This is a genomic window from Gulosibacter hominis, from assembly GCF_904842695.1.
Lineage (GTDB): Bacteria > Actinomycetota > Actinomycetes > Actinomycetales > Microbacteriaceae > Gulosibacter > Gulosibacter hominis.
The window spans coordinates 99,232-123,177 of sequence record NZ_CAJGWQ010000005.1 but is presented as its reverse complement, the minus strand read 5'-3'; the positions used below and the strand labels follow the sequence as shown (position 1 = coordinate 123,177).

The 23,946-nt window shown below is 59.1% G+C and carries 20 protein-coding genes and 1 CRISPR repeat array; of the genes, 12 read left to right on the top strand and 8 right to left on the bottom strand.

Annotated elements, in window-relative coordinates:
* Nucleotides 1–259: 259 nt before the first annotated feature.
* Nucleotides 260–1,231, bottom strand: coding sequence for a helix-turn-helix domain-containing protein (locus JMV54_RS05215; protein ID WP_201517886.1), 972 nt, complete (start codon nucleotides 1,229–1,231; stop codon nucleotides 260–262).
* Nucleotides 1,232–1,283: 52 nt separating this feature from the next.
* Nucleotides 1,284–1,613 carry a hypothetical protein gene (locus tag JMV54_RS05210; protein ID WP_201517885.1) on the bottom strand — a complete coding sequence of 110 codons (330 nt, stop codon included), beginning with the start codon at nucleotides 1,611–1,613 and terminating at the stop codon, nucleotides 1,284–1,286.
* Nucleotides 1,614–1,901: 288 nt separating this feature from the next.
* Here JMV54_RS05210 and JMV54_RS05205 point away from each other — a divergent pair, with 288 nt between their 5' ends.
* Nucleotides 1,902–2,336: an OsmC family protein gene (locus tag JMV54_RS05205; RefSeq protein WP_201517884.1), complete on the top strand. Its 435-nt coding sequence runs from the start codon at nucleotides 1,902–1,904 to the stop codon at nucleotides 2,334–2,336.
* Between the two features lie 171 nt (nucleotides 2,337–2,507).
* Here the strand turns inward: JMV54_RS05205 and JMV54_RS05200 are convergent, their stop codons facing one another.
* Nucleotides 2,508–3,212 carry a peroxiredoxin gene (locus JMV54_RS05200; RefSeq protein WP_201517883.1) on the bottom strand — a complete coding sequence of 235 codons (705 nt, stop codon included), beginning with the start codon at nucleotides 3,210–3,212 and terminating at the stop codon, nucleotides 2,508–2,510.
* Nucleotides 3,213–3,430: 218 nt separating this feature from the next.
* On the opposite strand from JMV54_RS05200, the gene JMV54_RS05195 reads away from it, so the two are divergent.
* The 4 genes from JMV54_RS05195 (at nucleotide 3,431) to purL (ending at nucleotide 8,340) form a co-directional block, all read left to right on the top strand.
* Nucleotides 3,431–3,925 (top strand): DUF3817 domain-containing protein, encoded by a 495-nt coding sequence (locus tag JMV54_RS05195; protein ID WP_201517882.1) that lies wholly within the window; start codon nucleotides 3,431–3,433, stop codon nucleotides 3,923–3,925.
* 94 nt (nucleotides 3,926–4,019) lie between these two features.
* Nucleotides 4,020–4,763 carry a hypothetical protein gene (locus JMV54_RS05190; protein ID WP_201517881.1) on the top strand — a complete coding sequence of 248 codons (744 nt, stop codon included), beginning with the start codon at nucleotides 4,020–4,022 and terminating at the stop codon, nucleotides 4,761–4,763.
* A gap of 6 nt (nucleotides 4,764–4,769) precedes the next feature.
* Entirely contained in the window at nucleotides 4,770–5,861 is a 1,092-nt protein-coding gene (locus JMV54_RS05185) for a hypothetical protein (protein WP_201517880.1), read from the top strand.
* 181 nt (nucleotides 5,862–6,042) lie between these two features.
* Nucleotides 6,043–8,340: a phosphoribosylformylglycinamidine synthase subunit PurL gene (gene purL, locus JMV54_RS05180; RefSeq protein WP_230972825.1), complete on the top strand. Its 2,298-nt coding sequence runs from the start codon at nucleotides 6,043–6,045 to the stop codon at nucleotides 8,338–8,340.
* 12 nt (nucleotides 8,341–8,352) lie between these two features.
* On the opposite strand, the gene JMV54_RS05175 is transcribed toward purL, so the two are convergent.
* Both JMV54_RS05175 and JMV54_RS05170 read right to left on the bottom strand, forming a co-directional pair.
* The gene (locus JMV54_RS05175; RefSeq protein WP_201517878.1) at nucleotides 8,353–10,104 is read right to left on the bottom strand and encodes an ATP-binding protein; all 1,752 of its coding nucleotides are present in this window, start codon (nucleotides 10,102–10,104) and stop codon (nucleotides 8,353–8,355) included.
* Between the two features lie 103 nt (nucleotides 10,105–10,207).
* Nucleotides 10,208–11,362, bottom strand: coding sequence for a heparan-alpha-glucosaminide N-acetyltransferase domain-containing protein (locus JMV54_RS05170; RefSeq protein WP_201517877.1), 1,155 nt, complete (start codon nucleotides 11,360–11,362; stop codon nucleotides 10,208–10,210).
* Between the two features lie 113 nt (nucleotides 11,363–11,475).
* On the opposite strand from JMV54_RS05170, the gene JMV54_RS05165 reads away from it, so the two are divergent.
* Nucleotides 11,476–12,324 carry an aspartate dehydrogenase domain-containing protein gene (locus JMV54_RS05165; protein WP_201517876.1) on the top strand — a complete coding sequence of 283 codons (849 nt, stop codon included), beginning with the start codon at nucleotides 11,476–11,478 and terminating at the stop codon, nucleotides 12,322–12,324.
* A gap of 8 nt (nucleotides 12,325–12,332) precedes the next feature.
* On the opposite strand, the gene JMV54_RS05160 is transcribed toward JMV54_RS05165, so the two are convergent.
* Complete coding sequence (locus JMV54_RS05160) at nucleotides 12,333–13,328, bottom strand: LacI family DNA-binding transcriptional regulator (protein ID WP_201517875.1); 996 nt, start codon at nucleotides 13,326–13,328, stop codon at nucleotides 12,333–12,335.
* A 108-nt stretch (nucleotides 13,329–13,436) separates the two neighbouring features.
* Here JMV54_RS05160 and JMV54_RS05155 point away from each other — a divergent pair, with 108 nt between their 5' ends.
* The 6 genes from JMV54_RS05155 to cas2 all read left to right on the top strand — a co-directional run bounded on the left by JMV54_RS05155 (nucleotide 13,437) and on the right by cas2 (nucleotide 21,134).
* Complete coding sequence (locus JMV54_RS05155) at nucleotides 13,437–13,679, top strand: hypothetical protein (protein WP_201517874.1); 243 nt, start codon at nucleotides 13,437–13,439, stop codon at nucleotides 13,677–13,679.
* Nucleotides 13,676–15,199: a sodium:solute symporter family protein gene (locus JMV54_RS05150; RefSeq protein ID WP_230972556.1), complete on the top strand. Its 1,524-nt coding sequence runs from the start codon at nucleotides 13,676–13,678 to the stop codon at nucleotides 15,197–15,199. The genes JMV54_RS05155 and JMV54_RS05150 overlap by 4 nt, the downstream gene beginning before the upstream one ends.
* Entirely contained in the window at nucleotides 15,196–16,314 is a 1,119-nt protein-coding gene (locus JMV54_RS05145; RefSeq protein WP_230972557.1) for a class II histone deacetylase, read from the top strand. Before JMV54_RS05150 ends, JMV54_RS05145 begins: the two co-directional genes overlap by 4 nt.
* A 317-nt stretch (nucleotides 16,315–16,631) precedes the next feature.
* Nucleotides 16,632–19,919 carry a type II CRISPR RNA-guided endonuclease Cas9 gene (cas9, locus tag JMV54_RS05140; protein ID WP_201517873.1) on the top strand — a complete coding sequence of 1,096 codons (3,288 nt, stop codon included), beginning with the start codon at nucleotides 16,632–16,634 and terminating at the stop codon, nucleotides 19,917–19,919.
* A gap of 5 nt (nucleotides 19,920–19,924) precedes the next feature.
* Nucleotides 19,925–20,818 (top strand): type II CRISPR-associated endonuclease Cas1, encoded by an 894-nt coding sequence (gene cas1, locus JMV54_RS05135; RefSeq protein WP_201517872.1) that lies wholly within the window; start codon nucleotides 19,925–19,927, stop codon nucleotides 20,816–20,818.
* A complete protein-coding gene (cas2, locus tag JMV54_RS05130) occupies nucleotides 20,811–21,134 on the top strand; it encodes a CRISPR-associated endonuclease Cas2 (protein ID WP_201517871.1) in 324 nt (107 codons plus the stop codon). The genes cas1 and cas2 overlap by 8 nt, the downstream gene beginning before the upstream one ends.
* A gap of 51 nt (nucleotides 21,135–21,185) precedes the next feature.
* Nucleotides 21,186–22,182: direct repeats of the CRISPR family, unit length 36 nt; unit sequence CAAGTCTAGTTGGGAGAGAAGAACAGGTATCCCAAC.
* Between the two features lie 97 nt (nucleotides 22,183–22,279).
* Here the strand turns inward: cas2 and JMV54_RS05125 are convergent.
* Both JMV54_RS05125 and JMV54_RS05120 read right to left on the bottom strand, forming a co-directional pair.
* Complete coding sequence (locus tag JMV54_RS05125; RefSeq protein WP_201517870.1) at nucleotides 22,280–23,260, bottom strand: sensor histidine kinase; 981 nt, start codon at nucleotides 23,258–23,260, stop codon at nucleotides 22,280–22,282.
* Nucleotides 23,257–23,940, bottom strand: a complete 684-nt coding sequence (locus JMV54_RS05120; protein WP_230972558.1) for a response regulator transcription factor — start codon at nucleotides 23,938–23,940, stop codon at nucleotides 23,257–23,259. Before JMV54_RS05120 ends, JMV54_RS05125 begins: the two co-directional genes overlap by 4 nt.
* Nucleotides 23,941–23,946 lie beyond the last annotated feature (6 nt).

Here is a 23,946-nt window from a genome sequence, read left to right as displayed (position 1 = left end):
GGCAGTTGCGTTTTCAAAGACACCGAAGCATTTCAAGGCTCCTCAACTTGTCAAAGACGCCGAAACGTTTCAAAGACACCGTAACCGCTGAGGTACACCGCTATAGCGGTGTACGCGAGCGTTAGCGGTGTACCCGGGCGTTAGCGGTGTACGCTCAGGTCACGCGGCGAATCCCCAATCGCCAAGCGGTGTACGCGAGCGCATTGCATTAGGGGAGCTGCCGGTCGGTCGCGTGCTTGGGCATTGCTGAGCGGTGCCGCTACAGCCATCCCTTCGCTGCCGCGAGCGCACCGGCCTGAAACCGACTGTCGGCGCCAAGCAGCTCAAAAATCTGCGCGATGTGTCGCCGACAGGTGCGCACGCTCATCCCGAGCCTGGATGCCAGCGCTTCATCGGTGAGTCCGGATGCGAGGCCGCGCAAAATCGTCCGCTGCGTGGCGCTGAGTTGCTGCTCGGCTGTCGCGTCGTCGACGGTGAACGGGTCCGCAAATTCCCACACCGCATCAAAAAGTGCGCCGAGCAATCGCACGAGGTCTGCATCCCTGGTAACAATTGCAGCGCCGTCGTCGGATTCTCGCCCGCGCGAGAGGATGGCGGCGTGCCGGTCAAACATGAATAGGCGCCACGGCACTACCGGTAGTGTGCGAAACTCGGCTCCGGCGGGTGTGAGCCGGGCCACCGAATTACGGGTTGCGGCGTGGTCGCGGCGACGCTCGTGGTAGAGGTTTTTGCGAATGACCCCGCGCTCAAGCAACTCGAGGTCTTTCGCGTCGCTTTCTTCATGCATTTCGACAGTGGAGCCACGGCCGGGAACTACCATCAGCACTTCTTTGTTGACTCTGCGCCCGAGGTCAAGCAGTAGCTGCTGGGCAACAGTGGCATCCTCAACAATTTCGAACTGCGATACATCACTGACGCGGGCGCGCGCTTCGAGGTATTTCGGTACGAGCGGCAGCATGGTGGCCCGGCGCTCAGCGACCTCCCGCTGTAGGTCAAGAATTTGTCGTTCCTGCGCGTCGACGAGCCCGGCTAGGGCCACTTCGGGTGACACGGAGACGTAATTGTCGTCCACGGATTGCACAAGATGCAGGGCCATGAGCTCATCAAGCGCTTCTTGCGCGTCACGCATCCGCAGCGCCAGCCCCTCAGCGACCGATTCGACCGTCGCAGCCGGTAGCGCACTGATGAACTCGTACACCTGCAAGGCATTCGCGGTCAGCATTGATCTCATGCCACTGAGCGTAGCGGCCACAGTGCGCATCCCCTCTCATTGGGATGCGGTGCTATGCGGTGCGCCGCTCGGTTGTGACCGTGAGCACGATGGTCACCACCGCGAATGTTCCGGCCAGCAGGCTGAATGCGAGAACCGGCTGGTTCGCGTAGAGCGGTACGGTGGCGGATCCAACGATGGCGGGGGCCAGGAGCAGCGGGATGAATTTATTGCGCTGCGACTTGTCAGCCTGTCCCAGCACGCGAGCGGCAACGAGCGAAAGACCGGCGATACCGATCACGAACGGCACCAGCGCCCAGATGGTCAGCTGCTGGGCCAACACCACGATGGCGATTGCGATGAGCCAGGTTGCGGTTGCGAGTGCGGCTGCGAGGCGAGTCATTTGGATTCCTTTCGATCGGATGCACAGTCAGACTCGCGTGGCCGGTAACCGGTCGCAAGAGCATCCTTGAGCCAGGGCAGGATGCTGCCAACACTCCCCTGTTACCGCGCGGTTTGGCCCGCGATCCGTCCGTTGGCAACTGTGGGAGGCGGCAGGAAGCTGCCACCTCCTCGCCCGAGTATTAACCGCAATTACCCGGCATGAACCCCGATGACAGGACACCGGGTTCGGTTTGATGTGGCTTGTTACGGTGCCAGCAACACCGCATCCACCCAGAAGGAGTCACCCATGGCAGTGTTCAATGTCACCTCGAAGGCGACCGGCGAAACCCAGCTGGAAGTCACGGCCCGTCAGTTCAAATTTGTTGTCGACGAGCCGCCGGCACTCGGCGGCGAAGATCAGGGCCCCAACCCCGTGGAATATGTGCTCGGCGCGCTGCTGGGATGCTTCAACGTGGTGATTCACATCGTCGCGAAAGAGCGCGGCGTCACCATCAATTCGCTCGCCCTTGACGCCGAGGGCGACCTCGACCCGTCGAAGGTGGTTGGCCAGCCCACCGAGAACCGCGCCGGCTACAGCGACATCCGTGTCACCGTGCGCCTCGACAGCGACGCCGACGACGCCACCGTGCAGTCGATCATCGACGAGGCAAAGACGCGCTGCCCCGTCTCCGACAACCTCGCGAACCCCACCCCGGTGTCGTTCGCGTTCGAGCGCGCCTAGTGCATCCCTTTAACGCCGCAGCTTGCTGACTGCCCTCGGTTCGCCGGGGGCAGTCGCGCTTCAAAGCCACCGAAACCACTGAGGGACACCGCTATAGCGGTGTCCCCGTGGGTTTTCGGTGTACCCGAGCGGTGCCCGCGGCGCCGGGCCACGCTCGCGTCGCAAAGTCAGCTACTTCGCGACCTCGTTTTTGTCTTTGCGGAAGCAGAGGAACCAGTCGAGGCAGTACTCGTCCTCGCTCTGGTTGAGCATCCGCTCGGCGGCCACACCACACGAACCGGCGGTGGGCACGATCACATCGTCGCCGGGTCGCCAGTCGGCGGGAGTCGCCACATTGTCACGGTCGGCCGTCTGCAGCGCGATGATGATGCGCTTAATTTCGTCGAAATTGCGACCGGTCGACAGCGGGTAATACAGGATCGTGCGGATGATGCCCTCGGGGTCGATGATGAACACCGCGCGCACGGCCTGCGTGTTCGACTGGCCGGGCTGGATCATCCCGTATTTTTTCGAAATATCCATGCGGATGTCTTCGATGAGCGGGAAGGTCACGTCGAGGTTTTTCATGTCCTTCCACTCGAGCTCTTGGATCTTGCGCAGCCAGGCGATGTGGCCGTACAGCGAGTCAACCGACAGGCCAACGAGCTCGGTGTTGAGCGCCTTGAACTCGCCCATCATCTTGGCGAAGGTCATGAATTCGGTGGTGCACACGGGCGTGAAGTCGGCCGGGTGCGAGAAGAACACCACCCACTTACCCGCGTAGTCGGCAGGGAAGCTAATGTCACCCTGCGTGGTTACGGCTTCGAATGCCGGTGCGGGCTCACCCAGCATGGGCATCGGGTTACGAGTTTCGGTAGCTTCGATCTGTTCGGTCATCTGAACCTCCGGGATAACTCAGCGGCAACTTAACCGCTGCCGCACTGCGGTGCTCTGCTCATCCAGCCTAGGGATGCTGGATGAACAGCTCGGTGTGAAGCTCCCGCGCTTCTCGGCACTGAAAATCCGTTCGTGACCAGCCATTGTGTGCATCCCACCCGCGCCCGGACCGGCGACACAGGCGCACCCGCCACGCGCCACGCAAGTAGGCTGGCCGGGTGACTCCTCGCCGTGTTCTTCGCATCACTTCCATCATCGAAGCCTGCACCTGGGCGTTTTTGCTGGTCGCGATGCTGTTCAAGTACGTCATGAATCCGGATGCGGGCAGTGTGCTGGTGCCGTTTGCGGGCGCGGCGCATGGCACCGCGTTTTTGGCCTACCTGTTCTTTGGGCTGGTGGTGGGTGCGAGCGCGCGCTGGTCGTTTGGATTGATGCTGGTGGGCGGGCTGGCTTCGGTGCCACCGTTCGCGACGCTGCTTTTTGACTGGTGGGTTGAGCGTTCGGGTCGGTTTCCCAGCGGCTGGATACACGAGGATGCGGATGCGCGGGAGCGCGGATTGCGTGCCGACTATGGGGGTGCGGGGATGTTTGGAAAGCGCCTCGATGGCCTGGTGACCTGGACGCTCGCGCATCCGGTAACCCTGGCGCTGATCGCGGTCGCGGCGTTCGTTTTTATCCTCGCCCCATCCCTTGGTGCAGCACTGCGGGGGTAGTAAAACCGCGTGTACCCTCGCCAGTCAGACCAACGCAGGGTGAGATGTTCGGATATAATTGGCTTTAATCATTCCTCTCGTCTGAAGGATCGACATGGGCAATGAGCAGCTTCCTGAACTTCCCTCACTAAACAACTTTTCGCAGCCGCAACCCCAGCAAGCACATTCCCTGCAGTCGCAGGCACCTGCGACTGCCCAGGCGAGCGTGGGCACGAGTTTCGCGCCTCCCACCATGCCGGACATCAATGAACCCGCAGAACCACCGCGCGACAAGAAGAAAACGTCAATTGGCCTCATCGCCGCCATAATTGCGGCCGTAGTGGTACTTGCGATCGCTGTTCCTGTGGGCCTTTTCATTTACTTCAATTCGCTGCCGAAATTTCCGCTAAACTCGCGCAACGAGATTGCATCGGCAGCAATCATGAGCCCCACGGTGAAGAAAGATGGCTGCTGGACCGAGGGTTCCACCTCCCCGATCTCCTACTTTGGCGACGAGGCTGAGGCACGGTCGGGCACATTTAAATCTGACCTCGAAGCCACCGAACAGCTGATCGAGACCCTCTACCCATCCGACAGCCATACGGAACGGGTTATTAGCAAGCTTGAACCATATTCCATTGAAGCTGCGAGCGAGGGTGGCACGACCGAGATCGTTGAATTTGCACTTTACCGAGTCGACACCATTGATTTGTCTTCATTTGTCACTCTTCGAGCCTTTGATGCCAGTGGCCAAGCTGTGGTTTTTAAATACACTTGCCGACCGGGTGAAGGGGCAAACTACGGCGACTTCCTCAACGCCTTCGAATCAGCAAACCTCTCGGTATTTACTGGAAAGTAGTTCGCCATGTTGACTCGTAATCGAAAACTGCTCGCCTCAGTCTCAACCGCACTCGCTACCCTTGCGCTCACCTCGTGCGCAACAATCTCCAATGCCGATCCCGAGGCTGATCCGGCACCCGGAGGGGATACTGCTAGCCAGACCGTCGAGAAATATTTTGCGGCCATCGAAAGCTCCGATAAGGAGGCCATCAGCAAGATTGCCGCTAACGAGGTTAGCCCCGATAAGATTCAGCTTCCCAAGGTTCCCGCCGAGTTGGAATCGATTGAAAACGCGCCCGAAGCGAACCCGCGCCCAATCGACCGCAGAATCGCTTCAGTGACGGTCACTTACAAGGTCGAGTCTGATTCATACCAGTGGGATGCGACGCTGCGTTACGATGACGCGGGTTGGCGGATCATCGACCCCTTCATCACGATCAACCCCTTGGGTGAGTCAGGTGATAGCTTCGAAGAAGATCAATTCGACTCCGCCCCCACCAGTGATGAGCCGCTGTATGTGCCAGGCAAGCACCAGGTCGACGCTGCGACTACGAGTAAGTATCTGACTTCGCCCGAGGAGGGCGTTGATGTGGCCCTCGTGTTCCCTGCGGCCGATGATGAGATGGGCAATGCCGGGCGAATCAATGAGGCCCTCAAAGACGCCAAGTTTTCGCTGTCACCCGACGGCGAGAAGGCGGCAATCACCCAAATCGAGGCTTTCCGCGAAAAGTGCAAGAACTGGTGTACTGAGAGCTACTATAACCTCTCATTTGATCAACATGACCCGGAACGACAGTCCAGTGTTGGCGTGTTTCGATATGCACCGGACGCCGGCAATCCCGACAAGATAACTCTCATCGATAAACATTCGAGCGAGTGGCAGACCTGGTACGAGAAGCATGCAGGACGCTACTCAAGCGATCCAGCATATTTTGTGCTAGTTGAACCGGTCTCCATCGAATACAGCAATTATGTTTGCAAATACGAAAACGGTAGCACAGACTGCCATTATGCTGAGAGTGGTTCGGATAAATACGTCCTCGATCAAGATGTGGCATTTATCTACCGCATCAGCGGCGAAGAGCTCTCGCTTGTGGAAATTCGAAACAACGGTTAGCACTCCCTGAGCTATTCGACACAAACAGGTTCGGGCACGGCGCTACGGAGGTAGCTCGCGCCGCACCGCATCCCAACGGATGCGCTCCTCCACCGTGAACCGGCACCGCCGACTAGACTCGGAAGCAGACTTTGCCCGACCGGCCGTGTCGGGCATCCTCACCCCTTCTCTAGGAGCGAATTTGAGCATCCGTCACGTTCCCGACACCGTCGAAAACGCCAAGGCCACCCCCGAAAAGGAGCAGCCGTACGAGTCGCTCGGCCTGAAGGCAGAAGAGTACGCGCTCATCCGTGAAATCCTCGGCCGCCGCCCCACCTCGGGTGAGCTAGCCATGTATTCGGTGATGTGGTCGGAGCACTGCTCGTACAAGTCGTCGAAAAAGTACCTGCGCCAGTTCGGCCAAAAACAGAACGACAAGATGCGCGAGCACCTCATGGTGGGTATGGGTGAGAACGCCGGTGTGCTCGACATCGGCGACAACTGGGCCGTCACCTTCAAGGTCGAGTCGCACAACCACCCCAGCTACATTGAGCCGTTCCAGGGCGCTGCCACCGGTGTTGGTGGCATTGTGCGCGACATTATTTCAATGGGCGCCCGCCCGGTTGCGGTGATGGATGGACTGCGTTTCGGCGATATCGACGACCCCGACACCGCTCGCGTGGTGCACGGCGTTGTGGGCGGTATTTCGTTCTACGGCAACTGCCTGGGCCTGCCAAATATTGGTGGTGAGACCTGGTTCGACAAGACCTACCAGGTGAATCCGCTCGTGAACGCGCTCGCCGTGGGTGCCCTTAAGCACGAAGATTTGCACCTGGCGAACGCTCGCGGTGCCGGCAACAAAGTGGTGCTGTTCGGTGCCCGCACCGGCGGCGACGGAATTGGTGGCGCATCCATTCTCGCTTCCGATTCGTTTGATGAGGGCGGCCCCACCAAGCGCCCCGCGGTGCAGGTTGGTGACCCGTTTGCCGAAAAGGTGCTGATCGAGTGCTGCCTCGAACTGTTTGCTGCCGGGGCCGTTGAGGGTATTCAAGACCTCGGCGCGGCCGGTATTTCGTGCGCCACCAGCGAGCTGGCCGCGGCAGGTGATGGCGGGATGCACATCTCGCTCGACAATGTGCTGTTGCGTGACGACACCCTCACCGCCGAAGAAATTTTGATGTCAGAGTCGCAGGAGCGGATGATGGCGATCGTCAGCCCCGAAAAGCTCGACGAGTTCCTCGCGATCACCGACAAGTGGGAGGTCGAGGCGAGTGTGCTCGGCGAGGTGACCGACACCGGTCGCCTGGTCATCGACTGGCAGGGCGAGCGCATCGTGGATGTTGACCCCACCACCGTCGCGGTCGACGGGCCTGTGTACGACCGCCCGGTGGCCTATCCCGAGTGGATTGATGCACTGCAGGCCGATCGCGCTGAGGCTCTCCCCCGAGAGGCCAGCGGTGACGAGCTGCGGGCACAGCTGTTCGCGGTGCTCGGCCACCCGAATGCGGCCGACCCGGCGTGGATCACCGACCAGTTTGACCGCTACGTTGGCGGCAACACGGCGTTCGCCTACCCCGAGGATGCGGGTGTGTTGCGGATCGACGAAACCACCCGCCTGGGGGTTGCGCTGTCGATGGATGCGAACGGCCGTTACGCCCAGCTCGACCCGCGCACCGGTGCCCGGCTCGCGCTTGCCGAGGCGTACCGTAACGTTGCCACCACCGGCGCGGAGCCGATGGCGGTGAGCGACTGCCTGAATTTTGGTTCGCCAGAGAACCCCGAGGTGATGTGGCAGTTCTCGCATGCGGTTGAGGGACTCGCTGATGGGTGCCTCGAGCTGTCGATCCCGGTGACCGGCGGTAACGTCTCGTTCTACAACCAGACCGGTGATACGCCCATCCACCCCACCCCCACTGTTGCGGTGCTGGGCCGTTTTGAGGATGTCGACCTGCGGGTTGCGGGCGGTTGGCAGGATGAGGGCAACAACATCTACCTGCTGGGCGTTACGCGCGAAGAGCTTTCGGGTTCGCTGTGGGCCGATGCGGTGCATGACCACCTGGGTGGGATGCCCCCGGCAGTTGATTTCGAGGCCGAGATGGCGCTCGCTTCGGCGCTGCAGTCGGCCTCGAAGGAGGGGCTGCTGTCGTCGGCACACGACCTTTCTGAGGGTGGGTTGGCACTGGCGCTCGTGGAGTCGTGTGTGCGTTTCGGTATCGGTGCGCGCATCGTGCTCGATGAACTGCTGCAGCGCGACGGTGTGGATGTGACCACGGCACTGTTCTCGGAGTCGCAGGCGCGCGTGATCGTGTCGGTGCCGCGCGAGGACGATGTGCGGTTCACCCTCATGTGCGAGGCCCGCAAGCTGCCGATTCTGCGCATCGGTGTCACCGACGGTGATGCGCTTGAGGTGCAGGGTCAGTTCACGGTGCCGGTTGCTGAGCTGCAGCAGCTGCGTGCCGCGACGCTGCCCTCGCGTTTCGGCGACCACGTGACCGAGTAGCTGTCACGGATGTTAGGGGCGGGGTTCCACTGCCAGGTAGTGGAACCCCTGTCCACGGCCAGACTCATTTGACGGCGCAAGATCACCCTGCTCTGCGAGATGTTTCAGCGTCGCACTGAGGTTGCTGGGTTGAACACCCATAATTGACCCGAGCTCGGTGCTACTGATCCTTCCTCGGTAACGCGCGTAGCTGAGCGCGGTCTCGGTTCGGTCAGGCAGATGACGGGCACTTTCGTATTCGAGCCATCCGCGTTCCAAGTATTTACGAACCGCTGTGCCCAAACACCAAACTGGTTCACTACCTGCAGGAGCCCCTTTAACGGGCTGGATAATGCGTTCACCCCTAAAACTGGCGACGGCGAGACTGCGGATCGCCAGTTCGGCTTCTTGTCGCGGAAGCTGAATGGCAGCAGCTGCTTCACGAAGCTCTACCCAACCCTTTCGTGCCAGAGCATCAAGAATGATGAGCTGGTTCAAATCCTTCCCGGCGGTTGCTGGCTCGATAGCGTCGAGAAATTCGATCCAGATTTTGTCTGGGACGTCACCAATGAGTGTTGTTCGGACAGCCGCAGCCGCATCCAGTTGAGAAAAAACTGGTGCTGAGTAGCCCAGTCGGAGCATCTCGCGAACCATGCGGTCAACTCCGATGCCCTCACGCTCGGCGATCCCCAGCAGTGAGAAGAGGTGCGCAAGTGATGTATTTCGTGAGCGCGATGGATGCGAAATAATGTTTGTCTCGTTTACACCTCCGACAAAACCGCCAGGACTCGTGACGCGGAGCGTGCCGCCGATATGTTCGATAAGCGTTGAGTCGTGTGATTGCCAGTTCCGATGCGTCATACCGTTAACGATCGCTTCGCGCATCGCAAGCCGAGGCAGCGCGGGCAGCTGACGCATCACGAGTCCAGCTTGCACGTGCCGAACGGGGTTATAGACATCCAACAGTTGGAATGTCTCATGGAGCGCTTCGATCGCCGAGATTCCCTTGCGATTCATGCGTGTCAGACTGTCCCCGCCTGCATACTCGCGGCGAAGATAATCGATCGGAGAGAAGTCGAGTGCCGTAAATGCGATTGCCCCCGCATTTGTGAGTTTTCCGGTTGGCGTGACTAGCCCAAGGCGCCGGAGTAAATCTGCGTCATGAGCGTTGGCCAGGTCTTCTCCTTTTGAGTCACCGCGGTCTCGGAGATAGTCTCGGGCAATTTCGAGCGCGCGAGCCCGAACCTCGTCAAGACCAACCTCAGAAGACTGTTCCGACCAATCGAAGTTCAGCAGGTCAAGCCGACGGGCGTGCCACGCAGCTGCATCGATCTCGACACAACTGTCACCCACTCGCCATCGAATACGACCCCCGTAACGGATCGGTTCGAGCGCTTCCGGGGCCACGATGATCAGGAGCCGTACGCCTGAAATCACCTGTTCAATGCACTCAACAGTCAGTCGACGGTCGGTCAGCTCGTAGATTCGCTTGCGCAACCAATCAGCATCGGTTGCTGCACCGACAAGTTCGCCATCATCTGCGACTCCGACAATCAGCGCACCCCCTCCAGGGGTGTTCGCCATACAGGAGGCTTCCTGCGCCAGCTGTTTTGCTACTTCATTCGATCTGGGGGTCCCCGGCAGTATGGTTTTCGACCCGTTCCGCCGTCCGGCTTCTTCTTTCAGGTCGAGGTGCGGGCCTTCGACACTTCCGGTGACGTGCTCACCGTTCTCCAGCCGCTGCAAAACAGCAGCTACCGCCTGACGAACTGGATCGTTAATCATCGCGCTACCCCCTGATCCACACAGCGCATAATTAACCTGCAGATTAATTATGCATGGGATGTGATCCACCGGTTACGCATAATTAAACCCGCTGCCACACCCACTACTCTGAACGCAGCTCGCCCGAGGTGGCGAGCCCGGCGGTGCGCATCAGCGACTCGAGCGGGCCGCGACCAACCGTGAGCGCCCACGCCGTGCACCCCATCAAGAACGCGAGCGTGACAATCAGCGCGGTCGGGTCGCCCTCAAGCGGGCCGATCCAGTCGCTGAGGTTGGTGTTGCCGTACACCACGAGGTAGACGACAACGTGCAGCGAATAGACCGTCAGCGGCATCGATCCGAGCGCCGTGAACGGCAACGTGACCCAGCGCATCCCGGTGCTGCCGATAAGCAGGCACAGCCCGACCACCGCCAGGCTCACTCCCAGGCCGAGGAAGATTTCGAGGCTGCCGCCGGTGTGCGGCAGGCTGTTGGTGAGTCCCGCGAGCACCCCCGCGAGCGGTGAGTGTTCGAAGTCGTCATCGGTGGGAAGTTCGTCGTAGGCCGACCACGAGCCGCTACTGCTCGAGAGGCCTGTGTATTCCGGCGGTTGGCCGGCACCTTCCGGGGTGAGGGATGCGAGCGCGAATCCGGCGATGGTGATGACCACTCCGGCGAGCAGCGCGATGCTTGCGAGTTTGCGACTGCGCAGGTCGAAGCGGCCCAGTGCCATCCCGAATAGCGCCATCGCCAGCCAGGCGTGCAGCGGATAGTGACCGTAGAACACGAATGCGAGCCCCGCCGCGTAGGGCGCGCTCAATTGCAACAGCTGCACGAGCATCGGCGCGAACACCATGAGTGCCGCGGCCCAGATGATGAGGAAGTGCCGCTGCATCCGAATAAATGGCAGCAGCGCGAGGTAGAGCAGCCCGAAGATCGGCAGGATGATGGCGATGGGGGTGCCGAGCGCTTCGAGAAAGAGTCCGATCGCGAAAATCACCGTGCCGCGACCGACCAGGCGCAGCCGAAGTTTGGGGAGTTGTTCGATGTCGGGGCGCGAACTACCGCCGGTCATGAGCGCGACCGAGGCGCCGGCGAGAAATGCGAATAGCAGTGAGGTGAACCCGTGGATGATGCCGGGCCAGGTTTCGGGTTTCGCGAGCTGCAGCTCGGGCACGAGTGCCATGTGAGCGAAAATCATGCCGATGATGGCGAGTGCGCGAGCCAGATCGAGCCCCGTGATGCGGGGCGGATCGATCAGCGATCGAATTTTTTGCATGGCGTTAATCTTGCCCCCAGCGCGATAGAAAATGTATGCCATTTACTGAGAGTCGTTCACAGTTGCCGAGCTTTTTGCGGTTGCCGCTGACTGCTGCCCGTTAGGGTGAAGTCATGACGAACGTTCTGCTGCTGGGCCACGGCGCCATCGCTCACGATCTCATCCGCCTGCTTTCGCCGGAGATTTCCCGCGGCGAGGTGCACATTTGTGGCGCGGTGGTGCGCGATCCCAGCAAGCATGGCGACCCGGCGTATCCGCTGTATGTTGCTGAACGGCTCGACGAGGCGCTGGCCGAGGCGGATGTGGTGGTGGAGTGCGCCGGAGTTGCTGCTGCGATGGCAATGGGGCCGCGGGTGATCGCATCCGGGCGTGATTTGATTCTCACCAGCGTTGGTGCGCTGGCGCACGAGGATGCGCGGCGCGACCTGCTCGGCGGCCCCGGCAAGCTTGTGGTGACCAATGGCGCGATCGGTGGTTTTGATGCGCTGGCTGCGGCGTCGCAGGCTGGCGGTGTTGATGAGGTGACGCTGCGCACTTCGAAGCTGGCGCGGGCGCTCGTGCAGCCGTGGATGAGTGAGGCTGAGGCTGAGCGGCTGGAGATGTTGACCGAGGCGGATGGGCCGCTGGAGCTGTTTGTAGGAACACCGACCGAAGCGATTAAGAAGTTCCCGTCGAATGTGAATGTGTCGGTGGCGCTGGCGTGGGCGACGCAGGATTTGTTGCCAAAGGATGCATCGCTTGCTGATCGGGTTGCGAATCTGGAGCGCGCGCTCGAGCGGGTGCAGGTGACAATTGTGGCGGATGCAGCGGCGACGCTGAGTGAGCATCTGATCCGCACTTCGGGTCGCGCCGGCACCTGCGAGTTTCATTTTTTGAATGCACCGTCACCCACCAACCCGCGCACCAGCGGCTTCACCGCGATGTCGGTGGCGCGCGACCTGCGGGAATGGTTGCGGGGTTAGCTGCGCGGTTACGCCCAGTGCTCGCCCCAGATGATTTTGGCGGGATGCTCTCGCATCTTCGGAAACTCAGCGCCGCCCAGAATATCGACGATACTTTTGCCGCAGCGCTCGCCAAATTCCCAGGGAGCCGCGCTGATTGAGGTGAGCGCATCGTCACTCAGTTCGCTCAGCGGATCTCCCGCACACGAAGCCAGATAAGGGACCCTGCTGCCCGGCACGCCCCATCCAAGATGGAGCTTTGCGATACCAGCGAACCGCTGGGGACCAAAGATCACGCAGTCGGGACTCTCTGCCTCACACAGCGACAAGGCAGTCTCAATAATTTTCGCGGGAGATGCTGTCACTGGTATGTGGACAACATACCCGGGAACCCCCAGCTCTTCGACAGCTCGGTTGAAGCCCTCAACGATCGATACGGCCCAGTCTGAGCGCAACGAGTCATCAGGTGCAATCATCGCAAACCGTTTCGCGCCCGATTTTTCGGCTGCCGAAACGATCTGCGAAACCAAGGGTGCATAGTTCACCCAAATGGTTTGCGTGGGGGTCGACTCGACGAGGTCGGAGGCTTGGCGTCCAGCCGCAAGAATGGGAACACCCGCATCATGAAGCAGTCGAGGGGCGCGAAGTTTCGGTGTCCAGTCGACGACGATTGCGCCATCAACACTCACCGGTGAGGTCTTACTTTTGCGGTCCGAGCTAACAAGCACCAGGTCGAAGTCGGCCCTCGAGACCGCATGTTCAACCCCGAAGGTGAACTCCATGTAGAAACTGAGCGAGCGCACCGACTCGGGAAGATGCAGACTCACTGCGCCATAGCGCCCGGTGCGCAGCGCGGCAGCGGCACTGTTACCTCGATAACCCAGCCGGTTGGCAGCGGCCACCACCTTTTCAATTGTTCGCTCTGAGACCTGCGGCCTGCGACCATTCAGCGCGTTCGAAACCGTACCGACTGATAAGCCGACCTCGCGCGCAATATCAGCGATCGTCACCCGTTCCTGTGCCATGCCGGGAATCCTATGCCTTTCGGAGCGGAGTTGCGCGGATACCACTTACATGCCAGACTTCAGACAATCTGAATCGATTCAGTTAACTCTTGCACAAGGAGGTGCCGAGTGTCCAAACTTCACCTTTCATCCCGAACTCGCCAAAAAATCATTGGCATCATCGTCGCAGTCGATGCGTTCTTGCTGCTCTTTCCTCCACTGCACTGGTGGCTGGTGGCTGGCAAACCGACGGTGTCGATGCTCTATGTGATCGGCGTGCCCCTGCTGCTCGCCCTGTCTCTTCTAGTTCTCGACCGGACCACTGCACCCCAGTCATCGCAAACCCACCCAGAGATTGGAGATGAGGCGTGAACACGTCAATGGTGATCGGCTACGGCAGCGTGATTCTGCTGCTTGTCGCCATCGGAATTGTCCTCGAACGACGATCGAAATCGGCCAGCTCTATGTCTGACTACGCGACGGGTGGTCGGTCGTTTGGCCCCTGGTACTCTGCGATGGCATTCGTCAACACGTGGCTCCCAGGCACCGTCTTTATTAGTTTTGCTGGACTGACAGCTGCGTCCGGAGTAATTGGCTTCTACATGGTGCTGTACTCGCTCTTCGGCGCAGTTCTGATGTATCTGCTCGCGCGCCCGGTGAGTATTTGGGGCCATTCCTTCGACCTACGCACTCAGGCCGACCTCATGGGGCTTCGCTATAACTCTTCAACGGTTCGAGTCACCGCCGCAGTGATTGGTTTCTTGGCATCGCTGCCCTGGGTTGTACTCGGAATGCAATCACTCGCGCTCGTTTTTGAGTACCTCTCATTCGGCGCTGTGGACCCCATTGGCGCCCTCGTTGTCGGCACGGTTGTTATCGCAATTCGCCAGATCTGGACGGTTCGTTACGGCGCACGCGGCGTGGTTATTGGCGACATGGTTCAAGGAATCGTCGCCTACCTCTTTGGCGGCCTCTTGCTACTCGGACTCATCGTGTGGATGCTCGCCACCGGCTTTAATCTCTCAGGCATCCCGTCAACGTTCTTTGCAATTCCAGGTCTCGGGTCAGATTTGGGGCCGCTCTATTTCTTCTCGTTGATACTTGCCGGCGCACTGGGGGGATGGTGCTGGCCAGATATCTTCGTACGACTTTTCACTTCCAAGTCGGAGCGAACAATTCAACGGGCGTCCCTCCGCGCAGCACCAATCCTGCTCATCTTCGGCCTCACTTTGATGATGTTTGCACTACTGGCCTCACAGTTCCCCGGCGTCTCGGAGAAACCTGACCATGTGTTCTTCATCGTCGCCTCAGCTGGCGGAGTGATCACCCTCACATTGGCAGGGCTGGCAGTTATTAGTGCGACCTTCGGCAACGTTGGGGCCAATCTGCAAGCCTTGGGCACGATCGCAGCTAACGACATTGCTCCGAGAACTGTGGAAGCGGGACGTCGCAGCCCACGACTGGCACAAACAATCGTGGCTGCGCTAACACTCCTGTGCGCCCTAGCTACGGTGCTGACGGTCAACATCACTGGCGGACTGGTCAATCTGGCGATGATGTCGTACGAGGGAATTGTGCAACTGGCGCCTGCACTGTTCCTCGGCATTTTCTGGCGGCGCGGGACAGCACTCGCTGCCACTGCCAGCATGATCGGCGGGTTGCTCGCTGCCATTCTTTTCTATCTGAGCAATCCAATCTCGATTACCTGGCTCGGGGGACTCGTGCCAGGCGTAGCCGGCCTGATGGTCAACACGCTCATCTACATAGCGCTGACCGTGTTCAAACCCAACTCTCGCGCCGAGCAGCAACGCATCGATCAACTATTCGAGAGCGTCCGCCTGCGAACCGAAGCAATTCAAGTACCTAATAAAACTGAAGGAGTAACGTCGTGAAATCTGCAACTCGCCGTACTGGCTACATGTGGGAAGAGCGGTTCGCGTGGCATGACACTGGTACCGCAGCGGGAATCTGGCCATCAGGTGGATTTATCCAGCCACATCAGGCCTTCGAAAGCAGTGAATCTAAGGCGAGATTTGCTGGCCTGGTCGAGGTAAGTGGGCTTTCCAAAGAACTCGTTCGCATTCCCGCACGTGTCGCCAGTGATGATGAGATTCTTCGTGTCCATACAGCCGATTACTTAGCTCGTCTTGCTGAGCTAAGCAGCGGACGTGGCGGAGACGCTGGCGATGGCGCGACCCCGTTTGGTGCGACGTCTCTTGATATTGCGCGTCTAGCTGTTGGCGGCCTCATCCATTCAGCTGAGGCCGTGGTTAGGGGTGACGTTGACAATGCTTACGCACTGACACGCCCGCCGGGGCACCACGCAGAGCCAGACCTGGGTCGTGGTTACTGCCTCCTATCAAACGTCGGCATTGCTATCGAGCATTTGCGCGCCACGACAGGAATCGAGCGAGTGGCAATTGTTGACTACGACGTCCACCATGGAAATGGCGCCCAGCGAATCTTTTGGGACGACCCAAATGTGCTGCACGTCTCACTGCACCAGCACCGGCTGTTTCCGCAGGAAAGCGGCGAACTCAGTGAGATCGGTGGTGAGTCGGCCGAGGGATACAACATCAATATTCCGCTGCCCGCAGGCACGGGTAATGGCGGCTATTTGCACGCCATCAGACAGGTAGCGGTCCCAGCGATTCAGAAATTCAAACCGGAAGTTATATTTGTCTCGAGCGGTTTCGACCCGAGTGCGCTGGACCCGCTGGGGTGCATGACGGTTACGTCCGATGGGTTCAGGATGTTTGCGCGTGAAATTCTCAACGTGGCAGACGAGGTTTGTAACGGACGAGTAGTTTTCGCTCATGAGGGCGGTTATTCACCTGTGCATGTGCCGTTCTGCGGTGTCGCAGTGCTCGAAGAATTGAGCGGCGCTCGAACTGATGTGGTTGATCCGTTTGGTGTGAGTTTCGATGACTCACCCGCGCACGAACTCTTGCCACATCAGGCGCAGGTGATCGAGGCGGCTGCGGCAGTGACAAAGCTCATCAAGTGAGTTAGCTGGGGTGCTCTGAGCTTTTGGTCGTGGCTGTACTGCCGAGCGGGGCTCGGTGCACCCCACCCGTGCCTACGCCACCGCGAGAGGGAGCCGGAAGGTGAAACGTTGATCGATTGTGCGATCTCTTGTAGTTAACCGGTTGGGCGCGTACACTGATTCGCGAACAGGTATCCCAATAAGGCGTGGCCGTAAGGTTGCACGTACGACTTGTCCCCCGCTCCGGCGGGGTTTCCTGTTTTCGATGGGGTTTGTGGAAACCTTACTTTTCTCTGATATCCAAAGTCGCTTGTTTCCGATATGTTTAGGCTATGGCTTTGCGATGTGGCATTGATGCTGGTGAGAAGTCGGTTGGTCTCGCTGCGGTTATCGTGGACGAGCAGGGAATGCCGGTCAGTGTTCCTTACCTGATATCTGTGAAACACGACGGTGGCGTCGATAAAGCCGCTTCGGGTCAAACGACACAGCTAACGCGCAAGGCGTCCGGTGGGATAGCGCGGCGCGCACGGAATCACAAGCACAATCGCCGCCGTCAACGCAGACAGTTGCGCGAAGCATTGTTAGCTCATGGCCTTCCCGTGGTCGATATGACGAAGCTTTCGACCTATGAAGCGTGGGAGGCGCGGATTGAACTCTGCCGAGGCTTCGTTCCAGACCCAGAACGTCGTCGACGGCTCGTGTCTATGGCCTTGCAGCATATGGAACGTCACCGTGGCTGGGCGAATGCGTGGGTCAGCGTGGGTTTCTATCTGAACGCAGCCGAGCCCAGTGATGACTTTGTTAAAGCAGTTGAGAAACTCGAGGAACTGGACTCTCTTGGAATCCCCGATGATGCCCCGCTCGAGTTTCAGTCGGATATCGCTCAGTATGGGCTCACCAACCAGCAGCTTCTCCGTGACCGCGTGAAGGGCGGGTCGAACCGCGTGCAACCTTACAACCTGCTCGGCAGGCAACGGCGCGAGGATGTCGCACGAGAGTGGCGCCACATCTGCCGTATCCAAGAGCTTGGAGATGCGGTCTTCGAGACGCTAGGCACTCTCGCTTTTCAGCAAGAACATCCTCGTGTTCCTGAAGAGCTAGTTGGTTCCGAATGGATCCCTGGCTACAAGTCTGAGCCTCGGGCGTCAAAGAGCGCGCTCGAGTTTCAGGAATTCCGCATCCGACAGGAAATTGCAAACCTCGCCATAAAACCTTCTCCGCGGTCAAGGGAGCGTACTCGACTTTCCGTTGAGCAACAGCACATACTGTTCGACACGCTCTCCGGTATCACCTCGTTCAATGAGCAGCCGACGTGGCGAGACCTCGCAGATGCTCTCGAAATCGAAGCCTCGTTACTTACCCATAACAATCCTGACGAACAGTTGACGGCAAAGGCTCCCATCAACCGTACTTTGGCTGCCATTCACGCATTGCCCAAAAAACATCCTGTACTGCAATGGTGGAAATCAGCCAATGCCGAACAGCGCTCCGCCCTGGTGCACCGACTGGGAGATCCTTCTGCGCCTCGCCACATGCACAATGAAGAGATTGACTCACTGCTTGGTTCGCTCGACGACGCCGAAGTAACCAAGCTGGAGGGAGTCAAGCTCGACTCTGGTCGAGCGAGTCACAGCCTTACGGTCTTGCGGATGCTTTGCGACGAGATTCGTGACACCGGCGACGACTACACCACAGCGCGAAACCGGCTCTTTAATGGCGGCGAAACCATGGTTCCAGAGCGCGATGACCTGACGGTGCCGGCACAGCACCCAACACTCCAGCGAGTCATTCCTCCGGTCCGACGCTTCCTCATGGGTGTTCATCGAAATTTGGGTGACATCGATCAAGTCACAATCGAACATGTACGCGCCGCGTTTCTCGGCACGAACGCGCTTTCCGACTTACGCAAAGAGCAAGGAGCCAATCGGAAGGAGCGCGAACGCGTCACAGCTGACTATCGTGCGACCTATCCCGGCTCGACGCCCAGCCGAGATATGGTTCGTAAATTCCAGTTAATTCGGCGACAAAACTGTCAATGCTTGTATTGCGGTGAGACTCTCCGCAGTCCCAGCCAGGTCGAGCTCGATCACATCGTTCCTCGATCGGGTGGAGGTTCGAACCGGCAGGCCAACTTGGCAGCGGTGTGCACATCCTGCAATCAGCAAAAAGGCAAAAATCCGTTCTCAGTGTTCGCCAGTTCCGGTCATAATCCTCGAGTTTCTGTTGATGGTGCGCTCGAAAGAGTGCGCGGGCTCGATTTCGGATCTATGCCCAAGGCAAAAGCAAATGGCATTCGGAAGGAAATGCGTCAACGGCTTCTACAACGTTCCGAAGATCAGCCAGTCGATGAGCGCGCACTCGCCTCGACCGCCTATGCCGCCGTCGAGCTACGTCATCGAATCCAAGCAACATTCGGTGATGAAGTGAAAGTGCCGGTCTATAAGGGGTCGATTGTTTCGGCTGCTCGAAAAGCGAGCGGTATCGACAAGAAGCTTGAGCTCCGCCCCGGACTCATTGAAAAGTCACGTATTGATCGCCGCCACCACGCTATCGACGCAGCAGTCGCTTCAATGCTGAATCCCTCGGTAGCTATGACACTGTCGATTCGCGAGCAGATGCGTGACGCGGCATTGCTGACCGGACGTGATAACGGCTGGAAAACCTACCAAGGAGAGCCCGGCAGCGAGCGAGCACGTAAATTTGCGGAGTGGGTTCACGCCATGGATCGTCTCGCGCAGCTCATTCGAGAGAAGCTCGATGAAGACGACGTGCCAGTGGTTCAGCCGCTACGAATGTCGGCCAGCCATGGCCAGCTTCATGAGGCTGGGAGAGATGCGCACATCAGCAAATGCTTAGGCGAAGAGTGGACCGCCCAAGAGATTAGCCGCGTGGTTGATAAGTCGGTCTATCGTTATCTGGTCGATGGTCTGGGCACGGCCAAGAAGTTGCCTACCAATCCTGCACGTGCAGCGCAGCTCACTAGCGGGAAGTGGCTTTCCGCCGACGATCCTGTCTACCTTTTCAAAGGAGCGAAGGACGCGCGAATCCCCCTACCCCGAAATAGTTCCGCCAAACTTGGCGCAACTATTCATCATGGCCGGCTCTACCGGGTGCCAAACGGAAATGTTGAACTCCTGCGCATCTGGGCCGCTGACCTTTATGAGCTACCCGATAAGGAGGGAGCCGACCTCCTGAACCAGCCAGTCGACCCATATTCACGCGCCGTTCAGCGTAATAGTCGAGCTCCCCTGCGACGCGCACTACTCGCCCGAACAGCTGAGCACGTTGTTTCTTTGGTACCGGGTGATGAGATTTACATCGACGCTAAGGACTGGATCGGGAATACGACTGACTTCGGGCGATTCATGGCTGAGCATCCCGAGCAACACTGGGAGATCAACCGCATGCCCGAAGACAGGCTGATCGGTCTTCGTCCGCTTGTACTAGCGGCCGAAGGTCTGCAGTCAACTACAGGCCAGGAGCTCAGCGAAAAGAATGACGACTTTTCGAAGGCTCTTCAGGATGGCTTCCGAGTGAGCGTCTCAACGCTTGTTGCAGTACCGGGGACACGGCTCGTTCGTCGAAATTCTCTCGGCGAGGTCACATCTTTGACACGATTGGCATAAGCATCATGCGATCGCGGCAGGTCATCGATGTTCTTGATTATCAGGGACAAATCACGGCTGCACGAGGCGGTCTGGTGATTAGGGACCAACGTGTCCCGCTCGAAGACGTCGCGGTCCTACTCGTGGGAAATCATGCGTCGATCTCGGGCGGGGCGCTGTCGATGCTGGCCAAATACGACGTCACTCTGCTCAACTGTGATTGGCGTGGTGTACCCAACTTCGTGGGCAATCCGTGGGGTAGTAATTCCAGAATCGCTACCCGACATCGAGCTCAAGCTGACCTGTCTCTGCCGAGGCAGAAATCATCGTGGCAGGCTCTGGTTCGGGCCAAAATCTTGGGGCAGGCATTCAACCTCGAGCAAGTTGGCTCATCAGCGGCAACACGTTTAAGGCTCCTTGCGTCAAAGGTTCGTTCGGGCGATCCCGACAATCTGGAAGGGCAAGCTGCGCGGCTATATTGGACTGAGTTTTTCGAGGACGAACAGTTCCGGCGAGTTCCTGGGGCTGAGGATCACTGTAATGCCATGCTCAACTACGGCTACGCGGTGCTTCGAGGATTTGTTATCCGTGGGATTTGTGAGGCTGGACTCTCCCCAACCCTCGGGCTTTGGCACCGAAATCGGAGCAATCCATTTTGCCTCGCAGACGATCTGATCGAGCCGTTCCGCCCCGCAGTAGATGCAACTGTGCACCGGCTTCTTCCGTTAGATGGTCTTGAGGACCGATCGGTCAAGCATGAGCTCGTCAATGTGACGAATCTGCCGATGCAAGGAACTGGTGAAACAGTACTGACAGGTATCTACACACTGGCCCAGGATTTGGCACTGTTCGTCGAGGGTGAAAAAGTCAGGCTCTCAGTCCCCGACTGGCAGACGCCATTTGCGAGTGAAGATGGCTGATCCCGTGTGGCTGCTGCTGATGTTTGATCTTCCGGTGAAAGAACCAGAGCAGCGCCGGGTGGCGTCGAAATATCGAAAGCTGCTGCTCGACGAGGGTTTCTCAATGATTCAGCTGTCGGTCTACGTCCGTCACCTCATCAACGGCACAGCGGCTATCCCGGTGATCGAGTTCCTGAAGAACAATGTTCCTGCGCAAGGGCATGTCAGGATCCTGCGCCTAACCGATGACCAATGGGCTCGCGGTTGGCGGCTGTACGGGTCCGAGTATATCGAGCCAGAAGCACCCCCGGACGCGCTAGTTTTGTTCGATTTCTGACCCTCGAGCACCCGCCCTGAGCTGTGTTTTACAGCCCAGGGCGGAGTTGCTCAAGTCTAGTTGGGAGAGAAGAACAGGTATCCCAACAGCATCACCGCCTCCAATCTCGCCATACCAAGTCTAGTTGGGAGAGAAGAACAGGTATCCCAACCACTGCCAGCGGTATCGGTAGCAGCGGTCAAGTCTAGTTGGGAGAGAAGAACAGGTATCCCAACCAGCGTTTCATCGCTATCGCCTTCGTCGCAAGTCTAGTTGGGAGAGAAGAACAGGTATCCCAACTACTGGCGTGGCGTTGGGCCATGACCATCAAGTCTAGTTGGGAGAGAAGAACAGGTATCCCAACGGTGCGGCCGTTGTTGTCGGTTGCTGCGCAAGTCTAGTTGGGAGAGAAGAACAGGTATCCCAACGCACATGTCAGCGAACGCAAGCAACTCACAAGTCTAGTTGGGAGAGAAGAACAGGTATCCCAACACCACGCAGCAGGTACAGGCACTCCAAGCCAAGTCTAGTTGGGAGAGAAGAACAGGTATCCCAACGGTTGAGCTTAAGTGCGAGCTCAGCGAGCAAGTCTAGTTGGGAGAGAAGAACAGGTATCCCAACCGGCGGGCGGTACCGCAAGGCCCGCAATCAAGTCTAGTTGGGAGAGAAGAACAGGTATCCCAACTAACCCGCGCATCATCGGCAACAACCTTCAAGTCTAGTTGGGAGAGAAGAACAGGTATCCCAACCGTGCGCGTGTGTGTGTGCCCGCGTGCCCAAGTCTAGTTGGGAGAGAAGAACAGGTATCCCAACGGATGATCGACTAGATGCACTAGGTGCTCAAGTCTAGTTGGGAGAGAAGAACAGGTATCCCAACCTGCGGTCGATCCTTGGGATTACTCAATCAAGTCTAGTTGGGAGAGAAGAACAGGTATCCCAACGGGTGTTGCGGGCGACGAACATGCCGGTCAAGTCTAGTTGGGAGAGAAGAACAGGTATCCCAACATGGCTCGGTCGTAGCGATGCTGCATATCAAGTCTAGTTGGGAGAGAAGAACAGGTATCCCAACGCGCAAGCGGGAATGAGCCCTCAGCTTTAAAGTTGTTGCATTGCAGATGCTAGACCACCCCACAAAACTGACAGCAGCGCCTGTGGATAAACCCCACCTAAAACCCCAACCGCACCAAACACCCTTCCCCGGCGTTCTCAACCGTCACTGCACCGCCGTGCAGTTCCATCACCATCTGCACAATCGGCAGGCCGAGCCCGGTGCCCGCGAGCGAACCCGGGGTGCGCGCTGCATCCCCTCGCCAACCGGTGTCAAACACTCGCGACAATTCCTCGTCACACAACCCACCGCAGCCATCTCGCACCTCAACCACGGCGCGGCCATCCGCCACAAAGGCACGCGCCTGCACCGTCGTCCCCGGTTTCGTGTACGCGATCGCGTTCACCAGCACATTCTGCAGGGCCCGCGAAATCAAGCCCGCATCCCCCACAACCTCAACGGCACCATCAACACTGCCCGTCACCCGCACATCCCGCTGCTTGGCGAGCGGCGCGAGATGCGCAACCAAATCCGACAGCGCATCCCCCACCGAAACCGGTTCGGCCACCGACTCTGCCGCTCCGCTACTCAACCGAGTCAGCGCCAACAAATCATCCACAATTCCAGACGTGCGCTGCGCCTCAGCCGCAATCGCTCGGTAATACTCCTGCGGGTCGGTAACGATCCCGTCTTCCAGCGCCTCGGCCATCGCCCGAATCCCCGCAAGCGGGGTGCGCAAATCATGCGACATCCCCGCCATCAGCTCACGGCGCCCCTGCTCCAGCTCACGCGCCGAACGCTCGCGTTCAAGCGCGCTCGCCGACTCGGCCGCCCGTCGCTGCGTGCTCATCGAAATCACCACACCCACCGCGAGCGCCACCGGCGCCGTCGCCAACAGCATCACCATCGGCACCTGCGCGTCGACCAGCATCTGGTCGACACCCACCAGCATCCCCGCCGCAACGGCCAGCAGCACCGTAATCGGGCCAAGCACTGCCGCCCAGCGCAGCGAACGCCGCGCCACCGCAATCGTCACGAGCATCCCCAAAATGCCCACCGCAATGGTCGCGCCAACCGCCCACAGCACCGGTTCGATCATGCGCGCGCCTCCCAGCGATACCCGCGCCCCCACACGGTCACCAGCCGCGTCGGATGCGCCGGGTCGGTCTCAAGCTTCCCTCGCAGCCGCCGCACATGCACGGTCACCGTAGAAGCCTCACCAATCTGCCACCCCCACACGGCAGCCAGCAGATCGTCACGCGAGAGCACCTGGTTGGGATGCGCCAAAAAATATGCCAACAAATCAAATTCGCGCAGCGTCAAATCCAGCTCGCGCCCGTCACGAAACGCTTTTCGAGCCACCGGGTCAATCGTCAAATCACCGTCTTGCAGCACCTCTCGTTCAACCGCACGCCCGGTGCCGCGCCGCAAAATCGCCTCGATGCGCAACACCAGCTCGCGCGGGCTGAACGGCTTGGTCAAATAGTCGTCAGCACCCAGTTCAAGCCCCAGGATGCGGTCTGATTCGCCATCTTTCGCCGTCAAAATAATCACCGGAATATCGAGCTCGGCCGCGCGCATCCGGCGCAGCACCTCAAGCCCATCCATGCCCGGCATCATCAGATCGAGCACCACCAGGTCGATATCGCCCGCGAGCACCCGCTCAAGCACGCCCGGACCATCCCCGCGCACCACTGACTCATGTCCGGCGGCGGCAAGATAATCTGCGACGACGGCACGCACGGTGGTGTCATCATCGGCTACGAGGATGCGAGACACCCCCAG

Excerpts from the sequence above, each read along its gene's own strand:
- JMV54_RS05215 (WP_201517886.1), bottom strand. The coding sequence starts at position 1,231 with ATGAGATCAATGCTGACCGCGAATGCCTTGCAGGTGTACGAGTTCATC.
- JMV54_RS05210 (WP_201517885.1), bottom strand. The coding sequence starts at position 1,613 with ATGACTCGCCTCGCAGCCGCACTCGCAACCGCAACCTGGCTCATCGCA.
- JMV54_RS05205 (WP_201517884.1), top strand. The coding sequence starts at position 1,902 with ATGGCAGTGTTCAATGTCACCTCGAAGGCGACCGGCGAAACCCAGCTG.
- JMV54_RS05200 (WP_201517883.1), bottom strand. The coding sequence starts at position 3,212 with ATGACCGAACAGATCGAAGCTACCGAAACTCGTAACCCGATGCCCATG.
- JMV54_RS05190 (WP_201517881.1), top strand. The coding sequence starts at position 4,020 with ATGGGCAATGAGCAGCTTCCTGAACTTCCCTCACTAAACAACTTTTCG.
- JMV54_RS05185 (WP_201517880.1), top strand. The coding sequence starts at position 4,770 with ATGTTGACTCGTAATCGAAAACTGCTCGCCTCAGTCTCAACCGCACTC.
- JMV54_RS05175 (WP_201517878.1), bottom strand. The coding sequence starts at position 10,104 with ATGATTAACGATCCAGTTCGTCAGGCGGTAGCTGCTGTTTTGCAGCGG.
- JMV54_RS05170 (WP_201517877.1), bottom strand. The coding sequence starts at position 11,362 with ATGCAAAAAATTCGATCGCTGATCGATCCGCCCCGCATCACGGGGCTC.
- JMV54_RS05165 (WP_201517876.1), top strand. The coding sequence starts at position 11,476 with ATGACGAACGTTCTGCTGCTGGGCCACGGCGCCATCGCTCACGATCTC.
- JMV54_RS05160 (WP_201517875.1), bottom strand. The coding sequence starts at position 13,328 with ATGGCACAGGAACGGGTGACGATCGCTGATATTGCGCGCGAGGTCGGC.
- cas1 (WP_201517872.1), top strand. The coding sequence starts at position 19,925 with ATGCGATCGCGGCAGGTCATCGATGTTCTTGATTATCAGGGACAAATC.
- cas2 (WP_201517871.1), top strand. The coding sequence starts at position 20,811 with ATGGCTGATCCCGTGTGGCTGCTGCTGATGTTTGATCTTCCGGTGAAA.
- JMV54_RS05125 (WP_201517870.1), bottom strand. The coding sequence starts at position 23,260 with ATGATCGAACCGGTGCTGTGGGCGGTTGGCGCGACCATTGCGGTGGGC.